12 protein-coding genes are annotated in these 13,902 nt (G+C 46.2%); 7 read left to right on the top strand and 5 right to left on the bottom strand.

All coding sequences use genetic code 11. From position 1 onward, the window contains the following. Positions 1-4: 4 nt before the first annotated feature. Positions 5-1,162 (top strand): ABC transporter permease, encoded by a 1,158-nt coding sequence (locus tag LNN34_RS12055; RefSeq protein ID WP_229043520.1) that lies wholly within the window; start codon positions 5-7, stop codon positions 1,160-1,162. A gap of 32 nt (positions 1,163-1,194) precedes the next feature. Here LNN34_RS12055 and LNN34_RS12050 read toward each other — a convergent pair whose 3' ends face one another. Both LNN34_RS12050 and LNN34_RS12045 read right to left on the bottom strand, forming a co-directional pair. Then, positions 1,195-1,794, bottom strand: a complete 600-nt coding sequence (locus LNN34_RS12050; RefSeq protein ID WP_229043518.1) for a GNAT family N-acetyltransferase — start codon at positions 1,792-1,794, stop codon at positions 1,195-1,197. A gap of 35 nt (positions 1,795-1,829) precedes the next feature. After that, positions 1,830-2,399 (bottom strand): PadR family transcriptional regulator, encoded by a 570-nt coding sequence (locus LNN34_RS12045; protein ID WP_229043517.1) that lies wholly within the window; start codon positions 2,397-2,399, stop codon positions 1,830-1,832. Positions 2,400-2,788: 389 nt separating this feature from the next. Here LNN34_RS12045 and LNN34_RS12040 point away from each other — a divergent pair, with 389 nt between their 5' ends. The 3 genes from LNN34_RS12040 to bstA all read left to right on the top strand — a co-directional run bounded on the left by LNN34_RS12040 (position 2,789) and on the right by bstA (position 5,762). Continuing rightward, the gene (locus tag LNN34_RS12040; protein WP_229043515.1) at positions 2,789-3,421 is read left to right on the top strand and encodes an esterase/lipase family protein; all 633 of its coding nucleotides are present in this window, start codon (positions 2,789-2,791) and stop codon (positions 3,419-3,421) included. 559 nt (positions 3,422-3,980) lie between these two features. Next, the gene (locus LNN34_RS12035; protein ID WP_101863584.1) at positions 3,981-5,069 is read left to right on the top strand and encodes an acyltransferase family protein; all 1,089 of its coding nucleotides are present in this window, start codon (positions 3,981-3,983) and stop codon (positions 5,067-5,069) included. A gap of 156 nt (positions 5,070-5,225) precedes the next feature. Continuing rightward, complete coding sequence (gene bstA / locus LNN34_RS12030) at positions 5,226-5,762, top strand: bacillithiol transferase BstA (RefSeq protein WP_044163708.1); 537 nt, start codon at positions 5,226-5,228, stop codon at positions 5,760-5,762. Here bstA and LNN34_RS12025 read toward each other — a convergent pair. Together LNN34_RS12025 and LNN34_RS12020 are read right to left on the bottom strand one after the other, a co-directional pair. Continuing rightward, a complete protein-coding gene (locus LNN34_RS12025; RefSeq protein WP_229043513.1) occupies positions 5,759-7,315 on the bottom strand; it encodes an MFS transporter in 1,557 nt (518 codons plus the stop codon). The genes bstA and LNN34_RS12025 overlap by 4 nt on opposite strands. Before the next feature lie 112 nt (positions 7,316-7,427). Next, on the bottom strand, positions 7,428-7,910 hold the full coding sequence (locus LNN34_RS12020; RefSeq protein ID WP_044163712.1) for a MarR family transcriptional regulator: 483 nt from the start codon (positions 7,908-7,910) through the stop codon (positions 7,428-7,430). A gap of 172 nt (positions 7,911-8,082) precedes the next feature. On the opposite strand from LNN34_RS12020, the gene mprF reads away from it, so the two are divergent. After that, positions 8,083-10,653: a bifunctional lysylphosphatidylglycerol flippase/synthetase MprF gene (mprF, locus tag LNN34_RS12015; RefSeq protein ID WP_229043511.1), complete on the top strand. Its 2,571-nt coding sequence runs from the start codon at positions 8,083-8,085 to the stop codon at positions 10,651-10,653. Positions 10,654-10,672: 19 nt separating this feature from the next. Here the strand turns inward: mprF and LNN34_RS12010 are convergent, their stop codons facing one another. Continuing rightward, a complete protein-coding gene (locus LNN34_RS12010; protein ID WP_229043509.1) occupies positions 10,673-11,650 on the bottom strand; it encodes an ABC transporter substrate-binding protein in 978 nt (325 codons plus the stop codon). Between the two features lie 156 nt (positions 11,651-11,806). Between LNN34_RS12010 and LNN34_RS12005 the strand changes: the two genes are divergently transcribed. Continuing rightward, positions 11,807-12,808 (top strand): FecCD family ABC transporter permease, encoded by a 1,002-nt coding sequence (locus LNN34_RS12005; protein WP_059336056.1) that lies wholly within the window; start codon positions 11,807-11,809, stop codon positions 12,806-12,808. Then, complete coding sequence (locus tag LNN34_RS12000) at positions 12,805-13,836, top strand: FecCD family ABC transporter permease (protein WP_229043507.1); 1,032 nt, start codon at positions 12,805-12,807, stop codon at positions 13,834-13,836. Before LNN34_RS12005 ends, LNN34_RS12000 begins: the two co-directional genes overlap by 4 nt. Positions 13,837-13,902: the final 66 nt, after the last annotated feature.

The following is a 13,902-nucleotide window of genomic DNA, read 5'->3' as shown; positions in this document are numbered from 1 at the left end:
CACGGTGAAAAAAATCATAGCCATTTGCGGCGTTGAGCTTTCTCTCATTTTTAAGAAGCCGCAGAACTATTTAATGATGTTCGCTGCCCCGCTGCTGCTGACCTTTGTATTCGGCGGTATGCTCGGCGGAAATGATGATAAGGTGCGGCTTGCGATCGTCGATCAGGATGACACGCTTCTTTCACAGCATTATATCCGGGAGCTCAAGCAACATGATGACATGTATACATTTCAAACGATGTCTAAAAGCAAAGCCTCAGAAAAACTGAAACAAAAGAAAATTGCCGGAGTCATCACCCTTTCCCGCACTTTCCAAGAGAAGCTGGAAAAAGGAGAGAAGCCGGAGCTGGTCTTCAGCCACGGTCCAGAGCTGACAGAGGCGCCAGTCGCTAAACAGTATGCCGAAAGCAAGCTGGCAAAGCTCAACATTCAGGTAACCGCGGCAAAAACAGCGGCCGAGGCGGCGGGGGAGAGCTGGAAATCGGCTTATAAAACGGTAATCGCCAAAGATCATGGAGATAGCGCCCCAGCTGTAAAACGGGAATCTCTTAATGATAAAAAAGAAGGCAAGGGCGTAAGTGACACAGCTTCACGAGCTGCAGGCTTTTCCATTCTGTTTGTGATGCTGACAATGATGGGGGCAGCGGGCACGATATTAGAAGCGCGGAAAAATGGCGTCTGGCCGAGACTGCTCACCGCGCCTGTCAGCCGCGCGGAAATCGGAGCGGGGTATGTGCTGTCGTTCTTTGTGATAGGCTGGATCCAATTTGGAATGCTGCTTCTCGCATCCCATTGGCTGTTCGGAATCAGCTGGGGCAATCCGGCTGCACTGATCGTGTTAGTATCCTTTTTTCTGTTTGCAGTCGTGGGCATCGGGCTGATGATTGCTGCCAATGTCAGAACACCAGAGCAGCAGCTTGCTTTCGGCAACTTGTTCGTTATTGCGACGTGTATGGTGAGCGGAATGTATTGGCCGATAGAAATTGAGCCGAAGCTGATGCAGTCCATTGCTGACTTTCTCCCGCAAAAGTGGGCGATGAGCGGACTGACAGACATTATCGCTAACGGGGCAACCATTACGGATATACTCGGCATTTGCGGCATCTTGCTTGCTTTTGCCGCCGTGACCTTCACAGCGGGGCTGAAAGCGCTCCGAACGTAAAAGCATCCGCCTCCGGGCAGATGCTTTTATCATTATATCGTGTGTTCTGTCAGGTTCAGTCTTTGTTCCAAGTGTTGTTTGACGGACGGCCAGTCACTTTCGATAATACTGTAAAAGACGGAATGACGAAATGTTCCGTCTTTTCTGATCATTTGGTTTCGTAATATTCCTTCTTTCACTGCTCCCAATCGTTCTATCGCCTTTTGGGATCTGATATTCCGTTCATCTGTTTTAAACTGCACCCGAATGGTGTTCATCTGTTCAAAGCAATACTGTAAAAGTAAATATTTGCACTCAGTATTGACGGCTGTGCCCCATACCGAAGGATGAAACCACGTCCAGCCGATCTCCAGGCTTCTGCTGTCAGGCGACATATACAGAAAACGAGTCGTGCCGACGATTTTGCCGGTTTCACGATGAAACATCACAAAAGGAAATTCTGCTCCGGATTTTTTATGATGCAATGCTTCCTCAACAAAGTCCTCCATATCATATGCGGTTTCAATCGTTTTCGGCAAATGGGTCCAAATTCTTTCATCATTTGCCGCTTCATATAAACCTTGAATATGGCTCCTGTCCATCGGCACCACTCGGATCTGTTTGCCCATTAATTCATTCAATGTCACATCCATTTGACGTCCTCCTGCATAAGAGTAGCGGAGCAGCCTTAAGGCCGCTCCTGGGTATCCTCTTGTATCATGGCTAAAATATGCTCGAGCCAGGATACGTAATTCTTCTCCCGTTCCAGCGCTTTTGTCAGTACCAGATAGTGGCCGAAATCCGGTGAAGAAAACGACATCGGCATCGGCTCCGCTGAGGCCATTAGCTTTTCATAACTTCCTTGCAGATCAGCGAGCTTCTCCTTGCGCTTCAGCAGCTGGTCTGTAAACAAGGCGGCTGCCTCCTGGCGTGACAGAGAAGAAATGAAATAAGCCTTCAGCATAAATTCATCCTTCACTGTTTCCGGAATAGGGTGGTGGCGGGTCAGCCACACGTGAAGCTCCTGTTTTCCGCTGTCAGTCAAGGTATACATTTTTTTCTCAAGTTTTGTGCCCTGAATCGTTGTCCGGAATGTGATAAAGCCTTCATCTGTCAGCTTTTTGAGCTCCGGATAAATCTGGCTGTGCTTGGCGCTCCAAAACTGGCCGAGCTCCGCTTTGAAATAACTTGTAATATCATATCCGCTCAATTCGCCTTTTCGTAAAAGTCCTAATATGGCGTATTTTAATACTCTCATGCTGTCCTCCGTGTCTATGGCTGTTTTTGCAAAAAAGAAACTTTTAAATGCCCTGCCGCCGCAAAATCGGATCGTTCTTTTCTCTTATACCAGCAAAAACAAATGTGAATTCTTATACAAAATAGTGAATGCCATCTATTCTCATGTCTAGCTTTCATTTGTTCCCTATATTATAGGAAAGGGAGACTGGGAACACAACCGCATGTCTCCTTACGCTTATAGTCCTTTCAAGTTTCTTTCGAGTGTATGGAAGACAACTGCCAATAGAAAAATTTATGCTTTCATCAAAATGATAATGAAATTGAAGATTCTGATAAGTTTATATTTACCAAGTTTAAATTTAACTGTATAATCATTCTGGTAAATACATGATTGAGGAGAAACGGAAAATGAAAAGATTACTTATTGCATCATCTATTTGTCTATCAATGATTTTGTCTATTCTAGCAGCTCCGCCTTCAAGTGCAAAGGCGGAAACAGCATATAACCCTGTTGTTCTTGTTCATGGGATTAGCGGTGCATCATACAATTTTTTTGCTATTAAGAATTACTTAATCTCTCAGGGCTGGCAAAGCAATAAACTGTATGCAATTGATTTTTATGATAAAACAGGGAATAACCTAAATAACGGCCCGCAGCTTGCAGCATATATTGATCGCGTTTTAAAAGAAACAGGAGCTAAGAAAGTAGATATCGTGGCTCATAGTATGGGAGGCGCCAATACGCTGTACTATATTAAATATTTAGGCGGGGGCAATAAGATTCAAAATGTCGTAACGCTCGGAGGGGCTAATGGTTTAGTGTCATCTGTTGCGCTGCCGGGTACAGATCCTAATCAAAAGATCCTCTATACATCGATCTACAGTCTGAATGATGGAATTGTAATCAATAGCTTGTCTCGATTACAGGGAGCCAGAAACATCCAGCTTTATGGCATCGGTCATATTGGCTTGCTCTCTAATAGCCAAGTGAACGTCTATATCAAAGAAGGGCTGAATGGCGGGGGACTAAATACGAACTAATGCTTCAAGATATGCGCTATGTTAAAACCTGCTGTTCAGTTACAGCAGGTTTTTTGTTTTCTGGCAGGTTGAAAAGAGCAGAAAGTCGGAACGAAAACTGACCTTTTTGTAAGTTCTAATACAGTTATTCAGCACTTCCGGAATGAATACTTCATATAACGGATAATCCTGCTCTAATCCTCCTTTGTTTGAAGCTTTTCGCAAATGCGGGAGCCGCCACCTTCATGACAAATGGTCCCTTCCGCAACGCCGGCTTTTTTGGTAATTTCACTCGTGGATGCCGAGGCAAATCGCGGATTAGATTACTATCAAAAAGGCATTTTGCAATTTTGCGGAATCAAAAAAGTGAACAGGACACTGTACCCGCGCGTCAAGCATAGCAGACCGGCTGCACGGGACAAATGGCTGAGGGCGGTATGCCAAAAAGTTAGGGGTTTTTATGGGTCTTAGTCGTTCATGCACACTGAAAGATAAGAAATCAGGCACTTTTTTCAATTGAAGCAGGTGTGTTATGGTACAACCATAAATTTCTAAAAATTTGAAATAAAGGAGCGCTGATATGCAAATCAAAGAAATTTTTGTGATCCGCTGCATTTCGTGCTTAAGTGTCGTTCTGCTCCATATCATTTCAATGGTTCTGATGCTTCAGGCGGAAGCACTTGCTGATATTTCTCACACGGTTGATTCTTTGCGCACACTCCTGATGTTCAGCACGCCTGCTTTCATTTTCATCTCTGAGTTTTTGCTGGCGCGTTCTTATCCTGACGGGGTGCCGGAGGGGTTTTTGAAGAAGAGAGGAAAAGTGATTTTTATTCCCTTTTTGTTTATCGCAGCCATTGATGCCTTGCTGATGGCCAGTGCAATGGGGGGAAAGCTGACTTTTCTGGCGTTTGTGCAGAAATACCTGGAAAACGTATTTTTAGGAAACTTTATCGGATATTTCATTCTTGTCATCTTTCAATTTTATATCCTGCACATGCTCTTTCATGAGTATTTGAAAAAAGCATCGCCAAAATGGGTGCTGTTTGTTTCGTTTGTGGTGACAGCCGCTTATTTGGGCTATTTCTCAGCAGTCAGTCCGGCACCCGCTTCTGAACAAGGCGGTTCATTTCCGTTCTTCTGGATTCCGTTTGCAGGCTGGCTTTTCTACTTTTGTCTCGCTTATTACTGCGGAAAAGAGTACAAGCGGTTTTTAGCGCTGCTGAATCAATACCGCTGGGTGGTATACGGCGCTGCGGTCGGGTCCGCCGCGTTGGTTGTGGCTGTTTCTTATTTCGGAGAGGTCGGCATGATCAGCTCAAAGCGGCCTGACATCATGCTTTATTCAACAAGTATGATTTTCCTGTGCTTTCACCTGTTTTCTAACATAAAGCAGGTGCCGAAAATCATTATGTTTATCAGTAACTATTCCTTTTCGATTTATCTGCTGCACGCTTATTTTATGATCATTGGCTATGTTTTGCTGTTAAATATGCCAGACATTCCCGCCGTGCCGGCCGTTTTCTTGCTGTTTGCCGTCTGCACAGCGGGCCCGATCCTGACATCCTGGGCACTGAACAAGTTTAAATATGGATATTTGTTTGTAGGGAAAATCTATCAGCCGAAGAGGCGAAAAGTAAAAATGGAAGTGCGAGACCACGCAGGCTGAAAAATCACGGCAGGAGAAACGTTCCTGCCCTTTTTTACGCAAATTTATACATGAAAGAACAACTATTACACCATTTCCTTTAAAATAAAAGTGAATTTTCATATATGCCAATGAGCAGGATCAGCAGATGCCTGTTTATTGAAAGGAGAGCAAACCATGTCAACAGCCAATCTAAGCTATCCGATAGGAGAGTACAAACCTAGGAAATTCATATCAAACGAGCAGAAAGAAGAATGGATTCAAGTGCTGGAGGAAGTGCCGGTTAAGCTGAAGCAAGCTGTAGAAGGCATGACGGACAGCCAGCTTGACACACCGTACCGAGACGGCGGATGGACCGTCCGGCAAGTTGTTCATCATCTGGCTGACAGTCATATGAATAGCTATATCCGTTTTAAATTAAGCTTGACAGAAGAGACGCCGGCCATCCGTCCGTATGATGAAAAAGCATGGTCGGAGCTTGAAGACTCCAAAACAGCGGAGCCGAGCGGTTCACTCGCGCTTTTGCAGGAGCTTCACGGAAGATGGACAGCTCTTCTTCGCACTCTGACAGATCAGCAATTTCAGCGCGGATTTTACCATCCCGATACAAAAGAGGTCATTACCCTAGAGAACGCGCTCGGGCTGTATGTCTGGCACTCACATCACCATATCGCTCATATTACGGAGCTTTCCAAACGGATGGGGTGGTCTTAACGCTTTTGCCGGCGGAAAGCCGGGAGACTGATTGCTGCAACCACCAGCAGAGAAATCACAGCCGCCGCCGCATATAAATGATCATAGCCGCTGGCAACACTGGCATGAATGGCATCGCTTATCGCAGTTTTGACTTCAGGCACAGGAATTCGTTCGATCTGTTCTTGTAAAGAAGAAACATCTGAACTGTCGATCTCGGGAATCATTTGCATAGCCTTCCCTGACTGTCCGCTGTCCGATAAGCGACTGCTGATTTCATCGCCGATTTGGTCAAACCCTGCTGTGATAAAACCTGCATAAAGAGTAGGCGCCAATGTCAGTCCGATTTGCCTTACTAATGAAAGCGTGCCGAGCGCCGTGCCCTTATTCGCTTTAGCTGCTTCTGATACAAGAACATTCAGCGGAGCGCCTAGCAGAAAGCCAAAACCGATGCCGGCCGCCACGCTTGCAATGACAAACTCCCATTTTTCCGTCACCCAAAGCGGAAATAAAGCAAATCCCGCACATGAAATAATTCCTGAAAGCACAACAGTTTTCACCGGTCCTTTTTTGTCGGTGAGCGCTCCGCCAAGCCAAGCGCCGATTCCGGAAGCTAAGGCAAGAGGTGTCATCCAATAGCCCGCTTTTGCGGCAGGAACGCCTAAATATTGCTCAACATATGACGGAATAAAAATAACCGCCGCCAAGAGGCCCCCGGATAATAAACCGATGATAAGCGTTCGCTGAAACATGTGATTCCGAAGTAAAGAATACGCCAGAATGGGATCGCCCCCGCGCATTTCCATCCGCTTCTCAAACCATACGAGCGCCGCAAAACAAAAAATACCGAAAACAATACATCCATAAACCTCAGGATCTCCCAGGCTTTTTAAGAGATTTGCCCCGTCAAGGTTTGTCATGCCGTACATGACAGCCAAAATTGACAAGGACAGAAGAAAAATTCCGGCCGTGTCGAGACGTTTGGCCTCCGGCGCTTTGGTTTCTACAATGAAAAATGCACCCAAAACAATCAGCAGCACTGCAATCGGCAGGTTAATCAAAAACAGCCAATGCCATGACCCGGTCCAATCAAGCAGAAAGCTTCCGATATTGGGTCCGAGCACAGCAGCCATCCCGTTCATCGCCCCTAGTAAACCAAGGGCCTTCCCTTGCTTTTCCTTTGGAAGTGTAGCAAGAACGTGAGAACTTCCGATGATGAAAATCCCGCCGCCTCCAAGCGCCTGAATCAGCCGTGAGATAAGAAATAGCGGAAAGCTTTGGCTTAAAGCGACAAGCAAAGAACCAAGCCCGAAAAGGCCAACTTCAATAAGAAACAGCTTTTTTCTGCCGTAGCGGTCGGAAAGCTTTCCGACGATCGGCACACTGACGCTGAGACCGAGCGTATAAAGCGTAATGCCCCATGAACCCCAAGACGGAGAAACGGCAAATGATTCGTTTATCGTGGTCAGCGCAGCGGAGATGATCCCGTTATCCAGCGCAGCCATAAACACACCGATGGTAAACAGGCTGATCGCCCACTTTTGGCTTTTTTGATCTGCCAATGCCTTATGCATATTCATCAGCTCCTTTTACTTCACTCGGAATATATTATTCATTTAAAATGAACCAAATGTCAAATGAAAAAAGTCTGCCTCCGCAGTTTGCGTGAAACAGACTTCGCTGACATTATTCTTTTTTAGCCTGCTCCAGCGCTCCGGAAAGAATAGAAAGCCCTTTGGAAACAGCTTGCTTTTCATCGGGAGACAGCATTTCCAAGGAACGCTTCAATTTCATATGGCCCTTTTGATAAAGCCCGCGAAAAATATTTTTCGCATCCTCCGTTAAATGAACAACCACTGAACGGCGGTCCTCTTCAGAGTGTGAGCGTTTAACAAAGCCGGATTTCTCAAGGCGGTCAAGCAGCCCGGTTGTATTTGACAGGGAAGCCCCCATTTTCTCTGCAATGTCACTGACCTTCAGCGTTCCGTGATTGTTTAAAAGCATGAGCACTTTCATTTGCGGCATGCTCATATCCAGCTTCATCCACTCAGATACATCACCGAGCCCGGCAGATGTTAAGACTTTCATATAAAGCACCCAAATTTCACGTTCCTCAGATGAAAGAATATTTTCGTTTAATACTGTTGTATCATGTAAGTTATATTCCATTTGATCACTTCCTCGTCATTCGCTCCTCTTACCATATTACTCGATTTTAACCGCTGAAAGAAAGTCAGCATAAACCGCAGATGAGACTTTGTCCGAAAAATAGCGGTAGTGTATAATGAGTTGGAGATTATTGGGGAAAGAAATATCGAACTGTATATGATTGGAGAGACCATTGCTGATTAAAAAGAATGCTTTATCAATTTTAAAAATCGTTTTTCCTGTTGCTGTTTTACTATTTGTGTTTTATCAGTCGAAAAAAGAATTGACAAACCTGTCATTCAAACGAACGCTTATGGTAATCAACGGGCTGGAGCGGACCGACTTATTCATTCTTGTGCTCATCGGCCTGCTTGCTGTTGCGGCCATGTCACTATATGATTACGTTCTTAAATATTCGCTGCGCCTTTCGATCACAAATGGAAAGGTGTTCAGAGTATCCTGGATTGCCAATTCATTTAATAATGTCCTTGGCTTCGGAGGGTTAGCCGGAGTCGGGTTAAGAATGATGTTTTATAAGGAGCATACAAAAGACCATAAAGCGCTGGTGAAAGGAATTGCCTGGCTTACATCCTCTATGCTGCTCGGCCTTTCAGTTTTCAGCATTTTCGTTGTCGCAAGATTGCTGCCCGTGGATGAAGTCATCAATGAAAAACCATGGCTGTGGGCGGTTGTTATCGGCTTCGCGCTGATTGTGCCGATCTCTTTGGCGGCGGCTAAACGAAAAGGCCGCAAAGCAGGGGATGAAGAGGGCGCAGACAAAGTGAAAAATCCGATTTTCGCTTATATGGGCGCTTCCGTTGCAGAATGGCTTATGGCTGGAATCGTAATCTATCTGTCTCTGTTCGCCATGGGAATTCATGCTGACATCAGGTATGTGTTCGGGGTATTTGTGATTGCGGCAATCGGAGGCATGATCAGTCTTGTTCCGGGCGGCTTCGGCTCGTTTGACCTTTTGTTTTTGCTCGGAATGGAGCAGCTTGGCTACCATCAGGAAGCCATTGTGACGTCGATTGTGCTGTACCGGCTCGTCTATTCATTTATCCCGTTCGTTTTGGGACTGTTCTTTGCTGCCGGCGATCTGACCGAAAGTACGATGAAACGGCTTGAAACGAACCCGCGAATTGCACCGGCTATCGAAACGACAAACGTGCTGCTTGTCGTACAGCGGGCCATGTTAGTGAGGATTTTACAGGGATCGCTTTCACTCATTGTGTTCGTAGCCGGTCTCATTGTCCTTGCGTCGGTGTCACTGCCGATTGATCGGCTGACAGTCATTCCGCACATTCCCCGTCCGGTCCTTTTGCTGTTCAACGGGCTGTCCTTAAGCTCAGCGCTCATTTTGCTGATATTGCCGATCGAGCTTTATAAACGGACAAAACGGTCCTATACAATGGCGATTACAGCACTTGTCGGCGGATTTGTTTTCAGCTTTTTAAAAGGGCTCAATATCAGTGCAATATTCATATTGCCGATTATCATCGTCTTGCTTGTGCTGCTGAAAAAACAATTTGTCAGAGAACAGGCTTCCTATACGCTCGGGCAAATGATTTTCGCTGCGGCCTTGTTTACTGTGGCGCTGTTTAACTATAACATTATCGCAAGCTTCATCTGGGATCGGATGAAAAAAGTGCTGCGCCACGAATATTTCGTCCACAGCACTTCCCATATTACACATGCGACCATCATGGCAGTCATCGCCGTTCCGCTGTTCTTCTTTATTTTTACAGTGGTGTATCATAAGAAAACCAAACCAATTGGGGAAAAAGCTAATCCAGAACGTCTTGCTGAGTTTTTGAATGAAAAAGGCGGCAACGCGCTCAGCCATCTCGGCTTTCTGGGAGATAAGCGCTTTTATTTCTCTAGCGACGGCAATGCATTGCTTCTGTTTGGGAAAATCGCAAGACGGCTGGTCGTGCTCGGCGATCCGTCCGGCCAAAAGGAGTCGTTCCCGCTTGTGCTCGAAGAATTTCTTAACGAAGCACATCAAAAGGGGTTCAGTGTTCTGTTCTATCAAATCGAACGAGAGGACATGGCGCTGTACCACGATTTTGGCTATAACTTTTTTAAACTTGGCGAGGAAGCCTATGTGGACTTAAACACGTTTACCATATCAGGGAAGAAAAAAGCCGGCCTGCGGGCGATCAATAACCGGTTTGAACGGGAGGAATATACTTTCCATGTAGATCATCCTCCATTTTCAGAAGCGTTTTTAGAAGAGCTCAAACAAATCTCCGATGAATGGCTCGGCTCGAAAAAGGAGAAGGGCTTTTCGCTCGGGTTCTTTGATCCGTCATATTTACAGAGAGCACCGATCGCCTATATGAAAAATGCCGAAGGGGACATTGTCGCTTTCGCCAATATCATGCCAATGTATCAGGAAGGCGAAATCTCGGTCGATCTGATGCGCTATCGCAGCGACGCCCCGAACGGTATTATGGATGCATTGTTCATCCGCATGTTTTTATGGGCGAAGGAGGAGGGGTGCACGTCATTTAACATGGGTATGGCGCCCTTGTCCAATGTCGGCACAGCCTTTACATCCTTCTGGTCAGAACGCTTCGCGGCTGTCATTTTTAATAATGTTCGGTACATGTACAGTTTCAGCGGGCTCCGGGCATTTAAAGAAAAATACAAACCCGAATGGCGCGGAAAATACTTGGCGTATCGGAAAAACAGATCTCTTTCTGTCACGATGTTCCTCGTCACGCGTCTGATCGGCAAAAGCAAAAAAGACTCCGTCTAAACAGACGGAGTTCTTTTTTTTATTTAGACTTTAAGAAATACGTTTCAATATCGTCAAGCAGATAGTTTGCGGCTTTGATTCCGCCTGCGGTTGTCCACACGACGTCATCGACCTCATGGGCGTTCCCTGATTTTACAGCCTTGAGGTTTTTCCATAGTGAACTGCTCGTCCACTGATTGGCCCATTTCTCATTATCTTTTGCATTATCGGCTTTATAAGTGAAATAAAAAAGCACATCGCCATCCATATCGGGAATGGATTCTTTGCTGTCTGTTGAGAACGTGAATTGGTCCTTTTGTTTCTTGAATAGCTCCACTTGCTTTTCAGGACGTTTAAAACCCAGCTGGTCTAAAATAATGCCAGAGAATGAATCCTTATAATAAATTCTTGACTCGCCGGACAAAAAGCGTACAACAGACACGGTATTGTTTGTCTGATCGCCAAGCTTATCTTTCATATCGGCAACGCGCTTATCAAAATCGGCAATGACTTCTTTGCCTTTGTCCGCCTTATTTACCGCGTCGGCATAAAGAGTCAGGTTATCCTTCCAGTTCCCGGCTAAAGATTCAGCAAAAACCGTGGGCGCAATCGCATTTAACTGATCATAAATCTTTTCTTGGCGCACTTTATTTCCAATAATCAAATCAGGCTTTAATTCCGCGATGGCTTCCACATTCGGTTCAGTTTCTAGCCCGACGTTTTTAACACCTTCCATATCGTCTTTCAGGTAGTCATACCACGGGTCGCCCTTCCATGACTTCACGGCCCCGACGGGTTTAATGCCAAGCGCTAAAAGCGCCTCTGTTCCTTCATTTGTTAAGACGACAATCCGTTTTGGATGGGCTGGAATGTTGTCTGATGTCCCCATTGCATGTTTAACCGTTCTTGTTTTGCTGCTTGACCCCTCGCTGTTACTTGAACTTTCTGAACTATTACAGGCAGAAAGCACCATAACGGCCATAAGTAATACAAATAGCATGCTGATGTGCTTTTTCATCTTTTTCCTCCCAATATTGAAATTCATTATCATTTAGATCATAATAAGCAGTGGTGAGAGTGTCAATCATTAATTGAGGATGATTCTCAAAAACAATCAATTTACTGCAGTCATGATGAAGAATGGTACATAGTAAATCACTAGGAGAATTGGATGATGATCTTCAAAAAGGCTTATTCGAAATGGATTTTGTTATTATGTCTGCTTTTCGTTTTGCTGGCGGCTGTCTGCGCAAGTGTCATATACGGCTATACCGGTACGTCATGGGGACAGGTCTATCAAGCGTTTACATCTTTTAACGGATCAAATGAGCAAGTCATCATTAAAGACGTCAGGCTCCCGCGCGCCTTGGTTGCCGCGGTCGTCGGCGCTTCCCTTGCGGCTGCCGGCGCTCTGATGCAGGCGCTGACAAAAAACCCGCTAGCATCACCAGGGATTTTCGGAATCAACGCAGGGGCCGGCTTTTTTATTGTTGCCGGATCATTTTTTCTGCATATTCAATCACCTCAAGCGCTTGTATGGAGCTCGTTTCTCGGTGCTTCCTTTACCGCCGCGATTGTCTATGCCGCAGGTTCGCTAGGAAGAGAAGGGCTCACGCCGATCAAATTAACGCTGGCTGGAGCAGCCATGGCGGCAATGTTTTCTTCGCTGACACAAGGCATGCTTTCCGTCAATGAACTCGAGCTGGCTCAGGTGCTATTTTGGCTGACGGGCTCTGTGCAGGGCAGGAGTCTCGATTTGCTGATGACGATGCTTCCATATGCCGCGGCGGCGCTTTTGATCAGCTGTTTCCTCGGCCGAAAAATTAATCTTCTTGTCATGGGAGAAGATGTTGCCAAAGGACTTGGTCAAAAAACGGGACTGCTGAAATTCGCTATGGCACTATGCATTGTCCTGCTTGCCGGTTCGGCTGTCGCCATTGCCGGACCGATTTCCTTTATCGGCATCATCATCCCGCACTTTGCCCGCTTTATCATCGGCAATGATTATCGCTGGGTTCTGCCGTTTTCCGCTGTGTTGGGTGCGATTTTACTTGTTGCCGCGGACATCGGGGCACGATATATCATTATGCCTCAGGAAGTTCCTGTCGGGGTTATGACGGCGATTATCGGCATGCCTGTGTTTGTTTACATCGCAAGAAGGGGGGCGAATCTATGAAACTTCGTTTTGGCATTACAGCGGCTGAAAAGAAAGCATGGATTGTCTTTTTTGTTTTACTCGGTTTAACAGCGGCTGTGTTCATCATAAGCGCCGGTCTCGGACAGCGGTTCATTCCTCCTTGGGATGTGGTCAAAACATTTTTCGGTGCAGGTTCAAAGCTCGATGAAATGATGGTGATGTCGTTCCGCATGCCAAGAATATTGACAGCTGTATGCGCCGGCGTTTGCTTGGCTGCGGCAGGCGCAATTTTGCAGGGGCTGGTCAGAAACCCTCTCGCATCCCCGGATATTATCGGAATCACGGGCGGAGCGGCTGTGGCTGTGGTGCTTGTCATGATGTTCTTCTCAGACCGAAGCGATTCACTGACGATCAGTCTGTCATGGCTTCCGGCTGCCGCATTTATCGGGGCATCAGTTGTTGGACTTATCGTTTATTTACTCGCATACAAAAATGGCGCCTCCACGTTTCGGCTGGTGCTGATCGGAATCGGATTTTCAATGTCTGCACAAGCGATGACCACATTGCTCATGATCAAAGGACCGATCTACAGGGCGTCCCAAGCCAATGTATACATAACAGGTTCGGTCTACGGATCTAACTGGCAGCATGTAAAAATAGCCGTGTTGCTGTCTGTCATTCTCTTATTCATTTGTTTTATCTGTCTTAAAAATATGAATATACAGATGCTCGGTGAAGATATTGCGGCAGGCGCGGGAAGCTCCGTGCAAAGAAACCGGTTCTTCCTGCTTCTGCTGAGTACGGCTCTTACGGGCTGTGCGGTTTCTGTTGCCGGAACGATTGGTTTTGTCGGTCTGATGGCGCCGCACATCGCAAGGCGTCTCGTCGGCTCGTCTTACGGTGCGCTGCTCCCGGCATCTGCACTGATCGGGGCTCTGCTCGTATTAGGAGCAGACATCATCGGCAGAACCTTATTTGCCCCGGTCGAAGTGCCGGCAGGCGTTTTTACAGCGGCGATCGGCGCCCCCTACTTTATTTATTTGCTCTATAAAACAAGAAATTCCTGAATGTAAGGACCCATTTTCTCTGCAAAGAAAATGGGTTTTTTAATAATGACTGAAAATTCCCATTAA

Source organism: Bacillus sp. AF23 (genome assembly GCF_020861455.1).
Taxonomy (GTDB): Bacteria; Bacillota; Bacilli; order Bacillales; family Bacillaceae; genus Bacillus; species Bacillus halotolerans.
This window is presented reverse-complemented; position numbering and strand designations above follow the sequence as displayed.

Coding starts and splice junctions, on each gene's coding strand:
- LNN34_RS12050 (WP_229043518.1), bottom strand. CDS start 1,794: ATGGATGTGACATTGAATGAATTAATGGGCAAACAGATCCGAGTGGTG.
- LNN34_RS12045 (WP_229043517.1), bottom strand. CDS start 2,399: ATGAGAGTATTAAAATACGCCATATTAGGACTTTTACGAAAAGGCGAA.
- LNN34_RS12040 (WP_229043515.1), top strand. CDS start 2,789: ATGAAAAGATTACTTATTGCATCATCTATTTGTCTATCAATGATTTTG.
- LNN34_RS12035 (WP_101863584.1), top strand. CDS start 3,981: ATGCAAATCAAAGAAATTTTTGTGATCCGCTGCATTTCGTGCTTAAGT.
- bstA (WP_044163708.1), top strand. CDS start 5,226: ATGTCAACAGCCAATCTAAGCTATCCGATAGGAGAGTACAAACCTAGG.
- LNN34_RS12025 (WP_229043513.1), bottom strand. CDS start 7,315: ATGCATAAGGCATTGGCAGATCAAAAAAGCCAAAAGTGGGCGATCAGC.
- LNN34_RS12020 (WP_044163712.1), bottom strand. CDS start 7,910: ATGGAATATAACTTACATGATACAACAGTATTAAACGAAAATATTCTT.
- LNN34_RS12010 (WP_229043509.1), bottom strand. CDS start 11,650: ATGAAAAAGCACATCAGCATGCTATTTGTATTACTTATGGCCGTTATG.
- LNN34_RS12005 (WP_059336056.1), top strand. CDS start 11,807: ATGATCTTCAAAAAGGCTTATTCGAAATGGATTTTGTTATTATGTCTG.
- LNN34_RS12000 (WP_229043507.1), top strand. CDS start 12,805: ATGAAACTTCGTTTTGGCATTACAGCGGCTGAAAAGAAAGCATGGATT.